The following is a 14,726-nucleotide window of genomic DNA, read 5'->3' on the forward strand; positions in this document are numbered from 1 at the left end:
GGGTCAGCCGCCGGCCTTGCCGCTCTTCCCGCTGCCCTTGCCGTTGTTGTTGCCGGGGCCCTTGTTGTCGTTGCCGTTCGAGCCGCTGTTGTCGGTGCTGCCGCTGTCGCTCTTGCCGCTGTCGCTCTTGCCGCTGTCGGCGCCGGTGTCGTCGCTCCCGCCCGTATCCACGAGCTGCGTCTCGCTCTCGGATGGGCTCGGCGCCGGCTGAGGTGCCGCCAGCGCGGCGAGATCGGCGCGGACGGCGTCGATCGCGTCCTGGATGCGCGCGGCCCGCGCCGCCGTCACGAGGTCGCCGTCGATCGCGGCATCCAGCTGGCTCTGCAGCTGATCGAGCTGAGCCGTCGCTCCCGGAGCATCGCCGTTCGCGGCGAGCTGCGCCACCGCCACGACCGAGTCCTGCATTCCGGCTGCAGCGGTCCCGTCGAGCGTCGGCTGCGCCCCGCACCCCGCGAGGGCGACGACGAGCGCCGAGCCCGCGAGAGCGGCGGCGAGGCGGTGGCGCATCATGGCGTGACCTCGTCGAGGAGATCCTGCAGGTGCGTGCCCAGCGGCTCTTCCACGGCGGGGAGAGACGGCGTGGGATCGGGTGCCGAGTTCGTCGACACGGCGACTCCGACGGCGATGACCGTGGCGACGGCGATCGCGAGGAGGACTCCGACGACCGCGAGGATCCAGGTGCGTCGGCGGTCTCGCGAGCCGTCGGCGTGGTGCGGCGGCTCGTCGGGGACCAGAAGCTGCGTCCGAGTCGTTTCGGGCACGACGGGGGTCCCCGGCGGGGTCGCGACCGATGCCTCGGCCTGCATCGAGAAGACCTCCTCCTCGATGGTGGAGGGCGCGGTGATCGAAGAGGGCGCGGTCATCGCCGGGTCCATGAGCGCGGCGAGGACCTCGCCCGTCGAGGGGCGCGGCTCGCGCAGCTCGGTCGCCGCGAGCGCGACTTGCAGCGCCGTGGGGCGACGCTCGGGATTGGATGCCGTCATCGCCGCCAGGAGCGCGCGCCACGTCGCCGGGAGCTCGAGGGGGATGGTCGGCGACACCGTGAGACGGGCGACGATCGCCTCGTGGCCGACGGCGTCGGCGAACGCGCGCCGGGCGGTGAGGGCTTCGAGGAGCACCAGCCCCAGCCCGTAGATGTCGGCCGCCGGCGACGGCTTCTCGCCACGCACCTGCTCGGGCGCGAGGTAGGCGGCCGTACCGATCACCGTGCCCGGCGAGGTCACCCGCGTTGCGTCGAGAAGGTAGGCGATGCCGAAGTCGGTGAGCTTCGCACGGAAGGTGCGGTCGGGCAGCGGAGAGGGCCACAGCAGGATGTTGGAGGGCTTGATGTCGCGGTGGACGACCGACTTCTCGTGGACGACGTGCAGCGCCTCGGCCAGATCGATCGCGAGGGCGGCGACCTCGTCGGGAGGGAGCGGCCCCTGATCCAGCCGGTCGCGCAGCGTCTTGCCCTCGACGAACTCCATGACGAGGTAGCTGGGCTCGGTGGCGGAGATGTGCGCGTCGTAGAGCGTCACGAGCGACGGATGCCCCAGCGAGGCGAGCAGCGTCGTCTCGGACCGCACCCGATCCTGAGCGGGTGCGCCCTCGGTCGGACCACGCATGACCTTGATCGCGACGGTGCGCTGCAGCGCCATGTCCTGCGCTCGATAGACGCGTGCCATGCCGCCCTCGCCGATCGTCTCGTCGAGGCGATAACGACCGTCGAGGATGCTGCCGGTACCGACGTCGGTCGAGGTCAGATGGGGCATAGGTCAGGGCGTCCTCGTCGAGGGTGTCGGCCGGGAACCGACGTGGGGGGTCATGTCGTGCAACCTACCCTTCGGCGGGGGCCGGATAGAGGCGCTTGACTTGCCCGCGCATTAGTGGCACGACGCTGCCGAGCGGTCGGTTCACCCGGCGTCTCGCTCGCATCCGGCTCCCAGTAGGCTTGTACGTCGCGGGCCTCTAGCTCAGTCGGTAGAGCATCGGACTTTTAATCCGCGGGTCGTGGGTTCGAGCCCCACGGGGCCCACATGGTGGAAGGGGCGTCCCGGAGGGGCGCCCCTTCCACCATCTGCGTCCTGTGTCGGCGAGAGCGCGCTTGTGGGCGGGGTCCCCGCCGCCGGAGGCTCAGCGGAAGGCGATCGGCACGACACTCGCAGCGACGGCGAGCGGCGCCGCGACGAGTCCGAGGAGCATGAACCGTTTCCACGCGACGGTCACGCCGACCGCGGTCAGCCGGCTGTGCCACAGCACCGTCGCCAGTGACGCCCACGGCGTGATGAGCGGGCCGGCGTTGACCCCGACGAGCAGGGCACCGAGCCGTGCGGGGGAGTCCGCCACCCCCTCGAGCGCGAGATATGCCGGGAGGTTGTTGACGCCGTTGGCGCCCAGCATCCCGATCCCTGCCAGTCGCCACAGCGCGAAGAGGTGGTCGCCGCTGCCGCTGAGCGACGCCAGCACGGTCCGCCCCCCGATCGCTTCCACTGCGCCGACCGCGAGGAACAGGCCGCTCACGAAGACGAGCAGCTGCCACGGAACCAGAGCAGGACGCAGCGCGCGCGGGAAGCGCCAGGCGAAGACGAGGATCAGGAGGACCGCGGCGCCGAGCGCCGGCATCCATGGCGGTACGCCCGAGACGAGAAGCGGCAGCAGCACGACCACGACCGCGCCCGCGATCCACGACAGCAGCCGGTCGCCGATCACGGGATCGGCCGCCGGAGCGAATCGCCCGCGCAGGCGGCGGTGGAAGACGATCCAGAGGATCGCGACCGACACGACTATTGCGACGAGCGCCGACGGGCCCATCAGTGCGACGAACGAGCCGACGCCGACATCGAGCGATTCGACGGCGAGCAGATTGGTGAGGTTCGACACGGGGAGGACGAGCGAGGCCGTGTTGGCGAGCCACACTGTCGTGAACGCGAAGGGGAGGGGATCCAGGCGGTGCGCGCGGGCGACGGCCACCACGACGGGCGTGAAGAGCACCGCCGTCGTGTCGAGCGACAGGAAGGCCGTCGACACGACAGCGAGGCCGACGATGAGGAGCCAGAGGAGCAGCACCCGCCGACGTGCGACCCGCGCGAGGAAGGCCGACGCCACATCGAAGACGCCCGCCGCCGCCGCGAGCTCGGCGACGATCGTGATCGCGACGACGAAGAGCATGATCGGCCAGACGCGGTCGGCGATCGCGAGCACGTCCTGAACCGGGAGGATGCCGAACGCGACGGCCGACGCACTGACGACCAGGAGCACTGCTCCGATGATGGCGATCGGCACGTCCTCAATCCTGGCCCGACCCGGGGTCCCCTCCGACCATCCGCCGCCCGAAGCCTCCGGGCAGACCGAAGGGGGCGTCCCTTCCGGGCCGCCCCCTTCCGTGTGAAGCCTTACTGAGCCGGGGGCATCAGCACGCCGTCGATGAGGTAGACGACGGCGTTGGCGGTCTGGACGCCGCCGCAGATCACCTTGGCGCCGTTGACCATGATGTCGTCTCCGCTGCCGGTCACCTCGAGGTCCGCGCCCTGGACGGTCGTGTGCGTGCCGTCGATGTCGGCCGGCTCGATCTCGCCCGGAACCACGTGGTACGTCAGGATCGACGTGAGCGTGGCCGAGTCGGTCTTGAGGGCCTCGATCGTCGCGGGGTCGATCTTCGCGAAGGCGTCATCGACCGGTGCGAACACGGTGAACTCGCTGCCGTTCAGCGTGTCCACGAGGTTCACGTCGGGGTTGAGCTGTCCGCTGACCGCCGCGACGAGCGTCTTCAGGAGCGGGTTGTTGGATGCCGCGGTCGCGACCGGGTCCTGCGACATGCCTTCGACCGATCCGGCGCCATCCGGCACGGCGTCCGCGTAGTCCTGGCAGCCCGGGCCGACGAGGTTGGCAGCCGGGTCCATCGTGTCGTCCGTCATCGACGACTGCGTGGGCTCCGAGCTCGGCGCCGTGGACTCCATCGAGTCGTCCGACGTGCCCCCGCTCGACGAGCTGCACGCGGAGAGGGCGATGGCTGCCGCGAACGCGAGAGACAATCCCGCGGCGAGGTGGGTCTTCTTCTTGAGCATGAGTTCCTCCGTTGTCGAGGGCCGCTGCGGCCCTGTGGACACCCCGGTGCTCCGGGTGGTGCGCCGCGAAGCGACGTACAGGGGCTGTTCGAGGCATCCGTCTGAATGGATTGGAAAAAGCTCGGAATCCGTGAAGTTCAGCGTCTGGGCAATCCGAACGGCGCCGCGAAGCGAATAACCCTCTCGGGAGCGCGCGGACTCGCACGAGGTCGCGGCGGAAGTGGACGGACGGGATGTCCGCCTCGAGTCGACATCTCGACGGGCGTCGCATTTTACCTGCTCGCTTTTCGGCGAGACAGGCGGCCCGGTCGGCTAGGGCGAAGGGGGTGGCTAGGGCATGCTGATGGATGTGGTGATCGATGATGTGGACGTCCCGGAGGACGGCTCCGAGCGCATCGACCATGTCGCAGACCTCTTGACCCGCATCGCGGGCGGCGATCAGGCCGCTTTCGCGCGCCTCTACGACATGCTCGCGTCCCGCGTCTTCGGCCTCATCCTCCGAGTGCTCGTCGACCGCGCACAGAGCGAGGAAGTGCTGCAGGAGGTCTTCCTCGAGGTGTGGCAATCCGCTGACCGGTTCGCTCCGAACAAGGGTCAGGGGAGGGGATGGGTGCTCACGATTGCGCACAGGCGTGCCGTCGACCGCGTGCGGTCGGCGCAGGCGAGTGCTGACCGCGACGCGCGCATCGGCTTCCGCGATCTCGACGTCGCACATGACGGAGTCGCCGAACAGGTGGAGCTTCGCATCGAGGGGCGGCGGGTCGCGAAGGCCGTCGCGACGCTGCCGGAGGCTCAGCGCGAGGCCATCACACTGGCGTATTTCGGTGGGTACTCTCAGAGCGAGATCGCCGCACTGGTCGGCGCCCCACTGGGAACGATAAAGACGAGGATGCGGGACGGCCTGTCCCGCCTGCGCACCGAGATGGGGGTGACATCGTGAACGTGCATGAGTTCGCCGAACTGGCGGCAGGGCGCGCGCTGCACGCGCTGTCGCCCGACGACGAGCGGGCCTTCGAGGCGGCGCTCGCCGAGCACCCCGAATGGTCCACGATCGCCGAGGCGGATGCTGCGACCGCGGCGCGGCTCGCCGAATCCGTCACGCCCGTCGAGCCGCCGCCGGCGCTCCGGGCCGAGCTGCTCGCCCGTATCGGTGCGACGACCACTGCTGAGGCACCCGCCGCTCCGCCGTCGGGCGAGGCGCCGATCGCCGCCGTGCCTGTCGTCGATGCTCTTCCGGGCCTCGTCGAGCCGCTGCCCGCGGCCGACGAGCCGCGCCGCAGCATCGAACCGCCGCCGACCACGGAGGCGGTCCAGACGGTGGCCCGCCGCAACTGGACGCGGGGGCTGCTCGCGCTCGCGGCATCCTTCGTCCTCCTCATCGCGCTCGGCACGACCGCCGTCGTCATCGGCGATCGCCTGCGGGAGCCCGCCTCGGTCGCCGCGCTCAATCAGATCCAGGACGCTCCGGACGCCCAGGTCGCGACGGTCGAGGTCGAGGGCGGAGGCACCGCGACGGCGCACTGGGCGGAGTCGATCGGCAAGGCCGTGCTCGTCACCGACGGCGTGGCCGAGCCGGCTTCCGGAAAGACGTACGAGCTGTGGTTCGTGCGGGGCGACACCCCTGTGCCCGCCGGCGTCTTCGATCCGGACGACACCGGGCAGGCGACAGCGGTGCTCGACGAGACGATGCAGGCGGGCGACGTCATCGCCGTCACGGTCGAGGACCGCGGTGGATCGAAGACGGGCCAGCCGACGTCCGACCCGATCTTCACCATCCCCACGGCCTGACCGGGCGGGGGCGGATCCCGGTAGCCTCGGTTCGTGGCATCCGTTCGCTCCGAGCAGACTCCGCAGACCCTCGTGCACCTTCGCCGCGCCCGCGATCTCATGGACCGCGACTACGCCGACCCGCTCGACGTCCCGACGATGGCCGCGAAGGCCCTCATGTCGCCCGCGCACTTCTCGCGCGAGTTCAAGGCCGCCTACGGTGAGACGCCCTACGCGTACCTCATGACCCGGCGCATCGAGCGCGCGATGGCCCTGCTGCGGGCGGGCGCGTCGGTGACGGATGCCTGCACCGCCGTGGGTGCCACGTCGCTGGGCTCGTTCAGCTCGACGTTCACCGAGATCGTCGGCGAGACCCCGAGCGCGTACCGCGCGCGGCCGCACGAGGCCGCCGAGGCGATGCCGCTGTGCATCGCGAGGGTGCTGACGCGGCCGACGCGGTACGTCTGACCGGGGTCCGCAGACCGCTCGCCGATCGAGCAGGATCGGAGAAGCCCCGCGACGGACGCTGGCCTAGCGTGGCAGCCATGACCGACATCACACTCGCCTACAGCCCCATCACCGTCGACGACGTCGAAGCGGCGATCCCCTTCTACCGCGACGGCCTCGGCCTCGAGGTCGTGAACGACGTCTCGTACGACGGACACCGCTGGGTCAGCTTCGGCTTCCCCGGCCAGCCCGGCCTCTCGCTGGTGGTCTCGGACCCCACGGCCGGTCGCTCGCCCGAGGACGGCGACGCGCTTCAGCGCCTCGTGCTCAAGGGCTCGGGCCCCGGGCCCTACGTCTTCGCGACGGGCGACCTCGACGCGACCTTCGAGCGTCTGCGCGCCTTCGGCGCGGAGGTGCTCCAGGAGCCCATCGACCAGGGCTGGGGGGCTCGGGATGCCGCGTTCCGCGACCCTTCCGGAAACCACATCCGCATCAACCAGGCCTGACGGCGGGGGCTCCGGACGAGGCCGCCACGATGTGCCTCCCATGGATGGTGCCCGCGCGCGACGAGGCGCTCGCCCTCGTCGCCGCGGGTAGCCTAGAGCGGGTGAGCGACGGATCGAGGGACTACCACAAGCCGGTGCGACGCCCCGCGGAGCTCTTCGATCGCCTGTTCTCGGCCGAGGACCCGGCCGAGGTCTCGCGCGTCGCGCACTCGACCGCGCAGGCCCTCCTGTCGCGTGTCCGCGAGGATCGCGACGGCGAGGTGATCGACCGCCTCGTCGCCTTCACCTCCGAGCACGGCATCGACGACATCGCCGAGCTGTGGTCGCGGTCGCCCGCCAAGACGTTGCCCGGCGCGCTGTGGCGGCTGTACCTGCTTCAGCTCATGATCCACGACGACCCGCAGACGGCGGCGCTCCTCTACGAGCGGGGAAGGACCGAGCTCCACTCGGCCGATGCCGTCGTCGCCGGTGCTCCCGTTCCGGCGGGGCCCGACGAGCTCGTGACGCTCATCGACACGATCCTCCGCGGGCTGTTCGAGGGCGACTTCGCCGTCGCGCTCGACCGCGCCGCAGCGTTCTGCCGGGTGCAGGCGTCGGGTGCGACGCATCTCGCCGACGACTACGAGGCCACCGAGCCCGAGCGGGCGTCCGCGTTCACGACGCGCGCGCTGCGCCTCTCCGACTACGCGAGCGATCTCGCGGCGTGCGCCGCGCTGTGGCGCCGGGATGCCTTGACCTGAGTGGCTGGCGGGGCTGTAGGCCGTCGACCCGCGTGGGCCGGCGCGGCTGAGGCCGGGGCCCTGAGTGGGCCGGCGCGGCTGAGGCCGGGGCCCTGAGTGGGCCGGCGCGGCTGAGGCCGTTGCCGGGGGCCGGTGCCCACCTCGGCGCGGAACGGTGAGCGGGCATGAAAGTGCCGGGCCGCAGAACGCCTCTCGGCGCAAGGCCGCTCGCGGCGGCAGAAGATGGAGCCCGGGGTTACTGCGGCCCGGCCATCACAGTCTAACCGAGCGCACGGGGCGGGTATTCCCGCCGCGTAGGCTCGATGCATGGCTTGGCGCTACGCCCTCATGATCGACCCCGCGGCATCCGACGACTCCCGCTCGGACTTCTCGGACACCTTCACCGTCGTCGACCCGACGACTCCCGCTCTCAGCGTCGGCGAGCTCAGCACTCAGCGTGGCGACGGCATCTTCGAGTCGATCGGCGTCGTCGACGGCCACGCGCAGGAGGTCGGCCCCCACCTCGACCGTCTCGCGCACTCCGCCGAACTCTGCGACCTCCCCGCCCCGAACCGCGAGCAGTGGCGGCAGGCGATCGTCCGGGCGGCGGCCGAGAGCCCCGAGTCCGGCGAGGGGGTCATCAAGCTCATCCTCAGTCGAGGGGTCGAGCACGGCCCGGCGCCGACCGCCTGGGTCACCGCCGCGCAGGCGCCGGACAATTCGGCGGCGCGGACGCGAGGCATCCGTGTCGTCACCCTCGATCGCGGGTACGACAGCGGTGCGCCCGCCCGCGCCCCGTGGCTGCTGCTCGGGGCCAAGACCCTCTCGTACGCCGTGAACATGGCGGCGATCCGCGAGGCGAAGCGCCGGGGGGCGGATGACGCGATCTTCGTGTCGAGCGACGGGCTCGTGCTCGAGGCGCCCACCGCCTCGGTCGTGCTGCGCTTCGGCGACCGGTTCGTGACGCCCGAGCCCACGGGCGCGATCCTGCACGGCACGACGCAGATCAGCCTGTTCGATCACCTGAAGGACGAGGGGCACGAGGTCGCGTACGAGCGGGTTCCGGTCTCCGACCTGCCGAAGGCCGACGCGGCGTGGCTGCTCTCGAGCGTCCGCCTCGCCGCCCCGATCACGGCGGTCGACGGCGTCGAGATTCCCGTCGACGCCGACCTGACGGCATCCATCAACCGCTACCTGCTGAGCCCCCGCGACTGACTCGCCGCCGGGCCCTGCGCCCCCGCACAGCGGCGGCTGTGATCGAGGACACGCCGCAGGCTGGGAGCCAATTCGGGCGTGTCGCCGAATCCGCCCGCCACTGTGCAGTGAGTGTCACCCGAATCGCTCCACGTGGTTCAGGATGGCGAGCTCGACCGTCTCCCAGTCGTGGACGACGAGGGCGTAGTCGAACCGAAGCGTCACATAACCCCACGCCGCGGCGTTCGCATCGCGCACCAGGTCGTTGTGTCGCCGCTCCGCCCCGGCGTGGTTTCCACGGCCATCCACCTCGACGATCACCCGTTCCCCGATGAGGAAGTCGACGCGCCCGACTGACACGATTGAGACCTGCGCTCTGATCGAGAGGCCATGTCTGCGCAGCCGCCAACGGAGAAGGGACTCCAGGCCGCTGTCCGCGTCCGGTCGCGCGAAATCGATGGCGTCTCGGCCGGCGTCGTTGGTCTTCTGCCGCAGCCACGCTATCCCGGCCGGAGTGATGAGTCCGCGGTTGAGCGCAGACTCCAAGGCGACGAAGAACTCTTCGATGCCACGGCACGAGAGGATCTGTCGCAGGATGCGCGGCACAGACGGCATCTGGAAGGAAGGGAAGCCGGATGCCTCGTCGCGGTGCGCGACACATGAGCACCCGTCGTGCGCGTGAGAACGATTGCTCGCGAGCCACACGTGGACGGAGGGACTCCCGTCGAGCAGCCACAGGCCGAGATGCCGCGCCGCACTCACACACGCGAGTGAGCCACCGTGGAGGGCGGCCGCGCGGACGTCCGCACAGGAGTCGGCGAACGCGTACACGCCGCGGCGCAGGCGGACGAGGCATCCGTCCCGGACAGCCGCATCGAGGTCGCCTCGCGACGTCCCGCCCGCCCGCGACTCTCGATACCCCACGATCGGCGAGGGCGTTGAACACACGAATGCCAGCCTCGCGAGCGGCCTCCCGCCGGTCGGGCGGATTGAGGAGCCGGTGGAGGAATGGGCGCGAGCCGGCGCCTGGGGTGGAGCCGGCGGGTCGAACGCATGACCGCACAGCGGCTGGTCGAAATGCTGACACGCCGGTGACGGATGCCTCGTCCCGGCGTGTCGCCGAATTAATCCGCCGTTGTGCAGCCCAACGACGGGGGAGGGGCTACCCGAAGCGGCCCGAGACGTAGTCCTCGGTCGCCTGCACGGTCGGGGTGGTGAAGATCGAGGTGGTGTCGCTGTACTCGATGAGCTTGCCGGGCTTGCCCGTGCCGGCGATGTTGAAGAACGCCGTCTTGTCCGAGACCCGCGAGGCCTGCTGCATGTTGTGCGTCACGATGACGACCGTGTACTCGTTCTTCAGCTCCTCGATGAGCTCCTCGATCGCGTAGGTCGAGATCGGGTCGAGGGCCGAGCACGGCTCGTCCATCAGGAGCACCTCCGGCGCCACGGCGATCGCGCGGGCGATGCACAGACGCTGCTGCTGGCCGCCGGAGAGGCTCGAGCCGGGCTTGTCGAGGCGGTCCTTGACCTCGTTCCACAGGTTCGCGCCGCGCAGCGACTTCTCGACGAGGGCGTCGGCGTCGGAGCGCGAGATGCGCTTGTTGTTCAGCTTGACACCCGCGAGCACGTTCTCCTTGATCGACATCGTGGGGAACGGGTTCGGCCGCTGGAACACCATGCCGACCTGGCGGCGCACGAGCACGGGGTCGACGCCGGGGCCGTAGAGGTTGTCCCCGTCGAGGAGCACCTCGCCCTCGACGCGGGCGTTCGGAATGACCTCGTGCATGCGGTTGAGCGTGCGGAGGAAGGTCGACTTGCCGCAGCCCGACGGGCCGATGAAGGCCGTGACGCTGCGGGGCTCGATGGAGAGCGAGACCCCCTCGACGGCCAGGAAGTCGCCGTAGTAGACGTTGAGGTCGTTGACTTCGATGCTCTTGGACAAGGCTCAGATCTTTCGGGTTGGAGGGTCAGCGACCGGTCTTGGGGGAGAACACCTTCGCCACGACGCGGGCGATGAGGTTCAGCAGCATGACGATGAGGATGAGCGTGAGCGCGGCGGCCCAGGCGCGGTCGGTGTAGGCCTCGGGCGGGATGCCCTGATTGGCGTACTCGGTATAGGTGAAGACGGGCAGTGTCTGCATGCGGCCGCTGAACAGGTCGTAGTTCATGCTGTTCGTGAAGCCCGCCGTGATGAGCAGCGGCGCCGTCTCGCCGATGACGCGCGAGATCGAGAGCATGATGCCCGTCGTGATGCCGGCGATCGACGTCGGGAGCACGACCTTGACGATCGTCCGCCACTTCGGCACGCCGAGCGCGTAAGACGCCTCGCGCAGCTCATTGGGGACGAGACGCAGCATCTCCTCGGTCGAGCGCACGACGACGGGGATCATCAGCACCGACAGCGCGATCGACCCCATGAAGCCCATGCGGATGCCGGGGCCGAGGAAGAGGGCGAACAGGGCGTACGCGAACAGGCCCGCGACGATCGAGGGGATGCCGGTCATCACGTCGACGAGGAAGGTGATGCCGCGACCCAGCCGCTTCCCCTCGCCGTACTCCACGAGGTAGATCGCCGCCATCAGCCCGATCGGGATCGAGATGAGCGCCGCCATGCCGGTGATGAGCACGGTTCCGACGATCGCGTGCAGGACGCCGCCGCCCTCGCCGACGACGTTGCGCATGGACGACGAGAAGAACTCCGCGTCGAAGCGGTTGATGCCGTTGACCACCACCGTGACGGCCACCGACACGAGCGGCACCATCGCGATGAGGAACGCGGATGCCACGACCCCGGTCACCAGGCGGTCGACGGCCTTGCGGCGGCTCTCGATGATGGCCGAGAGCGTGAAGATCATGACGAGATAGAGGATCGCGCTCGTGATGAGCCAGCCGGCGACGTTGAGCGACTCGCCCGAGCCCGTCGCGAGCACGCCGAACACGGCGAGCATCGCGAAGAGGGCGCCGGCGAGGAGTGCCCACGGCGACCAGCGGGGGAGCCGTCCGGTCGTCAGGGTGGACCGCCGAGGGACGGTCCGCTGCTCCTGCGGAGGCGTAGCGGTGATGGTCATCAGTTGGCCCCCGAGAATTCCTTGCGGCGGTTGACGATCCACCGCGCGACGAAGTTGACCGCGAACGTCACGATGAACAGGATCAGGCCCGTGGCGATGAGGACGTTGATGTTCGTCCCATAGGCCTCGGGGAACGTGAGTGCGATGTTGGCGGCGATCGTCGACGGGTTGGTCGACGTGAAGAGCTGGAACGTGACGGTGCCCGTCGCCGAGAGCACCATCGCGACGGCCATCGTCTCGCCGAGGGCGCGCCCGAGGCCGAGCATCGACGCCGACACGATGCCGCTGCGGCCGAACGGCAGCACGGCCATGCGGATCATCTCCCAGCGCGTCGCGCCCAGGGCGAGCGCGGCCTCTTCGTGCAGCACCGGCGTCTGCAGGAAGATCTCCCGGCAGATGGCCGTGATGATCGGCACCACCATGACGGCCAGGACGATGGATGCCGTGAAGATGGTGCGACCGGTCGCCGAGACGTCCCCGGCGAAGAGCGGGAACCAGCCCACGTTCGCGTTGAGCCAGACGTAGACGGGCTGGACGGCGGGCGCCAGCACGAGGATGCCCCACAGGCCGAACACGACGGACGGCACCGCGGCGAGCAGGTCGACGATGTAGCCGAGGCCCGATGCGATGCGCCGCGGGGCGTAGTGCGTGATGAAGAGGGCGACGCCGAGCGAGAGAGGGACCGCCATCAGCAGCGCGAGGAACGCCGCCCAGATCGTGCCGAAGAGCAACGGCCAGACATAGTCCCAGAAGTTGGTCGTCAGGAGCGTGGCGTCCGTCGAGGTGGCACCGATGGCGGGGACCGACTGGATGATGAGGAAGAGCGCGACGGCCGCGAGCGTCACCAGGATCATCGAGCCGGCCGCGAGGGCCGTGCCGGAGAACCAGATATCGCCGGGGCGCCTCTTCGCCTCGATCTTCGTCGTGGCTGGTGCGGCGGTCATGTCATCCGTTCGGGTCGTGTTGTCCGCATCAGGCCCCGGATCGCCATGGGGAGCGCGATCCGGGGCCGGACGAGGGTCTTACTTGATCTGGTCGATCGCGTCCTGCGACTGGGTGGCGAGCTCCGACGAGATCGGGGCGCTGCCGGCGTTCTTCGCTGCGGTCTCCTGCCCGGCCTCGCTGACGGCCGTCGAGAAGAAGCCCTTCACGAGCTCCGCAGCGGCCGAGTCCTTGTACTCGACGCAGCCGATGAGATAGCTGACGAGCATGACGGGGTAGGCGCCGGACTCCTGGGTGGTGCGGTCGATGGCGAACGCGAGGTCGGTGGGCGCCCGGCCCTCCTCGATCGCCGAGGCGTCCAGCGCCTTGGCGGCACCCTCGGCCGACGGCTCGACCCAATCCGAGCCCACCTGGACGTTGACGGCGCTCAGGTCGGCCGTCTGCGAGTGGTCGGCGTACCCGATCGTGCCGTTGCCGCCCTTGATCGCGTTGACGACGCCCGAGGTGCCCTGGGCGGCCTCGCCACCCTGGATCGGCCACTCCTCGACCGAGCCGTAGGTCCAGACGTCACCGGCCGACTGCGAGAGGTAGTCGGTGAAGTTCGCCGTCGTGCCCGACTTGTCGGAGCGGTGGACGGGCGTGATCGCGAGGTCGGGAAGCGTCACGTCGGCGTTGGTCGCCGCGATCGCCGGGTCGTTCCACTTCGTGATGGTGCCCGCGAAGATGCCTGCGATCGTCGCCGGGTCGAGGTTCAGTGAGTCCACGCCCTCGACGTTGAACGCGATCGCGATCGGCGAGACGTACGCGGGGATCTCGACGAGGTCGGAGCCCTCGGCGCACGCGTCGAACGGGCCGGCCTCGATCTCCTCGATCTTGAAGGGACGGTCGGAGCCGGCGAACTGCACCGCGCCCGACTGGAAGGACTCGCGGCCGGTACCCGAACCCTGGGGGTCGTAGTTGACCGTGACGTCGGGGTTGGCGGTCTGGAACTCCGCCGTCCAGGCCTGGATTGCGACCTGCTGCGACGTGGCGCCCGAGCCGTTCAGGGTGCCGGAGAGCGCGGGGCCCGAGCTCTCAGAGGGCGCTCCGCCCGCGGCGGTCTCATTCGAGGCGCAGCCGGCGAGGGTGAGGGCCGCGATGGCGGCGACAGCGCCCAGCTGGGCGATGCGAGAGATCTTCACTGTGTGGATCCTTCGGGTGTCAGGGTGAGAACCCGGTGCAGGGTTCGTCCCGACGGTAGACAGCGACTCTTAAGAGGATGCGGAACGCGGGTGAACGGGAGGTGAACGGGCTGCGGAATCCCCTCGCCGGAGTGGCCGCGGAGCGGGCCGATTCTTCCCTCCGTTCACCCGCGAGGACTAGGGTTCGGCCCATGGCGAAGACCACGAAGCCCGAGCGCAAGGCGATCGCCGCGCTGGAAGACGCCGCCGCGGCGGCGAAGTTCGCGAAGCAGGTCTCGAAGACCCTTCCCGGCAAGGAGGCGAAGAAGCTCCGCGCTGCGGCCGATCAGGCGAAGGATGCGATCGACGTCTCGAAGAAGGCCATCCGCAAGCACCCCAAGAGGGTGGCCAAGCGGGCGGACAAGGCCGCCGACGCGGCGCTGGCGGCGACCGAGACGGCGCTCGCGCGCGAGCAGAAGAAGGCCGCGGCGGAGGCCGAGGCGGCCGTGGCGACGCAGAACGCCGAGCGCAACGCGGCCGAGAAGGCCGCGGCATCCCAGACCACCGAGCGCAACGCGGCCGAGAAGGCCGCGGCATCCCAGACCACCGAGCGGAACGCCACCACGAAGGCCGCAAAGAAATCGGTGAAGACGGATGCCGCGGCGAAGCCCTCGCCGGCGCTCGCCGAGCCGCAGACCGCTCCGGACGACGTCGCTCCGCCCGAACCGCGCGGGCCGACGGACCTCGACACCCTCACCGTCGCCGCACTCCGCGAGCGAGCCAAGGACGAGGGCCGCACGGGCTACTCGCGACTCACGAAGGCGCAGCTCATCGAGCTCCTGTCCTGAGCCACCCTCGCGGGAGGCCGGCGTGCGGCCGG

At 70.1% G+C, this 14,726-nt stretch carries 16 protein-coding genes and 1 tRNA gene; 8 read left to right on the forward strand and 9 right to left on the reverse strand.

Going from position 1 to position 14,726, the window contains the following annotated elements; all coding sequences use genetic code 11:
- Positions 1–3 precede the first annotated feature (3 nt).
- Together G5T42_RS11155 and G5T42_RS11160 are read right to left on the reverse strand one after the other, a co-directional pair.
- Entirely contained in the window at positions 4–510 is a 507-nt protein-coding gene (locus G5T42_RS11155) for a hypothetical protein (protein WP_165128543.1), read from the reverse strand.
- Entirely contained in the window at positions 507–1,751 is a 1,245-nt protein-coding gene (locus tag G5T42_RS11160; RefSeq protein ID WP_165128545.1) for a serine/threonine-protein kinase, read from the reverse strand. The genes G5T42_RS11155 and G5T42_RS11160 overlap by 4 nt, the downstream gene beginning before the upstream one ends.
- Positions 1,752–1,941: 190 nt before the next feature.
- On the opposite strand from G5T42_RS11160, the gene G5T42_RS11165 reads away from it, so the two are divergent.
- Positions 1,942–2,014, forward strand: a tRNA-Lys gene (locus tag G5T42_RS11165).
- A 98-nt stretch (positions 2,015–2,112) separates the two neighbouring features.
- On the opposite strand, the gene G5T42_RS11170 is transcribed toward G5T42_RS11165, so the two are convergent.
- Positions 2,113–3,261, reverse strand: a complete 1,149-nt coding sequence (locus G5T42_RS11170; RefSeq protein WP_165128547.1) for an SLC13 family permease — start codon at positions 3,259–3,261, stop codon at positions 2,113–2,115.
- Between the two features lie 110 nt (positions 3,262–3,371).
- Positions 3,372–4,043, reverse strand: a complete 672-nt coding sequence (locus G5T42_RS11175) for a fasciclin domain-containing protein (RefSeq protein WP_165128548.1) — start codon at positions 4,041–4,043, stop codon at positions 3,372–3,374.
- 337 nt (positions 4,044–4,380) lie between these two features.
- Here G5T42_RS11175 and sigK point away from each other — a divergent pair, with 337 nt between their 5' ends.
- The 6 genes from sigK (at position 4,381) to G5T42_RS11205 (ending at position 8,697) form a co-directional block, all read left to right on the forward strand.
- Positions 4,381–4,983: an ECF RNA polymerase sigma factor SigK gene (gene sigK / locus G5T42_RS11180; RefSeq protein ID WP_165128549.1), complete on the forward strand. Its 603-nt coding sequence runs from the start codon at positions 4,381–4,383 to the stop codon at positions 4,981–4,983.
- Entirely contained in the window at positions 4,980–5,831 is an 852-nt protein-coding gene (locus G5T42_RS11185; protein ID WP_165128550.1) for an anti-sigma factor, read from the forward strand. The genes sigK and G5T42_RS11185 overlap by 4 nt, the downstream gene beginning before the upstream one ends.
- A gap of 99 nt (positions 5,832–5,930) precedes the next feature.
- A complete protein-coding gene (locus G5T42_RS11190; RefSeq protein ID WP_165130203.1) occupies positions 5,931–6,278 on the forward strand; it encodes a helix-turn-helix transcriptional regulator in 348 nt (115 codons plus the stop codon).
- Positions 6,279–6,355: 77 nt separating this feature from the next.
- Positions 6,356–6,763 carry a VOC family protein gene (locus G5T42_RS11195; protein WP_165128551.1) on the forward strand — a complete coding sequence of 136 codons (408 nt, stop codon included), beginning with the start codon at positions 6,356–6,358 and terminating at the stop codon, positions 6,761–6,763.
- Positions 6,764–6,864: 101 nt separating this feature from the next.
- Complete coding sequence (locus G5T42_RS11200) at positions 6,865–7,503, forward strand: DNA-directed RNA polymerase subunit beta (protein WP_165128552.1); 639 nt, start codon at positions 6,865–6,867, stop codon at positions 7,501–7,503.
- Between the two features lie 306 nt (positions 7,504–7,809).
- The gene (locus G5T42_RS11205) at positions 7,810–8,697 is read left to right on the forward strand and encodes an aminodeoxychorismate lyase (RefSeq protein ID WP_165128553.1); all 888 of its coding nucleotides are present in this window, start codon (positions 7,810–7,812) and stop codon (positions 8,695–8,697) included.
- A gap of 114 nt (positions 8,698–8,811) precedes the next feature.
- Here the strand turns inward: G5T42_RS11205 and G5T42_RS11210 are convergent, their stop codons facing one another.
- The 5 genes from G5T42_RS11210 to pstS all read right to left on the reverse strand — a co-directional run bounded on the left by G5T42_RS11210 (position 8,812) and on the right by pstS (position 13,867).
- Positions 8,812–9,282 (reverse strand): DUF559 domain-containing protein, encoded by a 471-nt coding sequence (locus G5T42_RS11210; RefSeq protein ID WP_241245785.1) that lies wholly within the window; start codon positions 9,280–9,282, stop codon positions 8,812–8,814.
- Between the two features lie 556 nt (positions 9,283–9,838).
- Positions 9,839–10,618, reverse strand: coding sequence for a phosphate ABC transporter ATP-binding protein PstB (pstB, locus tag G5T42_RS11215; RefSeq protein WP_165128554.1), 780 nt, complete (start codon positions 10,616–10,618; stop codon positions 9,839–9,841).
- A 25-nt stretch (positions 10,619–10,643) separates the two neighbouring features.
- Complete coding sequence (gene pstA, locus G5T42_RS11220) at positions 10,644–11,744, reverse strand: phosphate ABC transporter permease PstA (RefSeq protein WP_165128556.1); 1,101 nt, start codon at positions 11,742–11,744, stop codon at positions 10,644–10,646.
- Entirely contained in the window at positions 11,744–12,688 is a 945-nt protein-coding gene (gene pstC / locus G5T42_RS11225) for a phosphate ABC transporter permease subunit PstC (protein WP_165128558.1), read from the reverse strand. Before pstC ends, pstA begins: the two co-directional genes overlap by 1 nt.
- A 78-nt stretch (positions 12,689–12,766) precedes the next feature.
- A complete protein-coding gene (gene pstS, locus G5T42_RS11230; RefSeq protein ID WP_165128560.1) occupies positions 12,767–13,867 on the reverse strand; it encodes a phosphate ABC transporter substrate-binding protein PstS in 1,101 nt (366 codons plus the stop codon).
- A gap of 191 nt (positions 13,868–14,058) precedes the next feature.
- On the opposite strand from pstS, the gene G5T42_RS11235 reads away from it, so the two are divergent.
- Positions 14,059–14,694, forward strand: coding sequence for a hypothetical protein (locus tag G5T42_RS11235; RefSeq protein ID WP_165128562.1), 636 nt, complete (start codon positions 14,059–14,061; stop codon positions 14,692–14,694).
- Positions 14,695–14,726 lie beyond the last annotated feature (32 nt).

Origin of the sequence: Microbacterium sp. 4R-513, assembly GCF_011046485.1 — a bacterium.
Classification (GTDB): domain Bacteria; phylum Actinomycetota; class Actinomycetes; order Actinomycetales; family Microbacteriaceae; genus Microbacterium.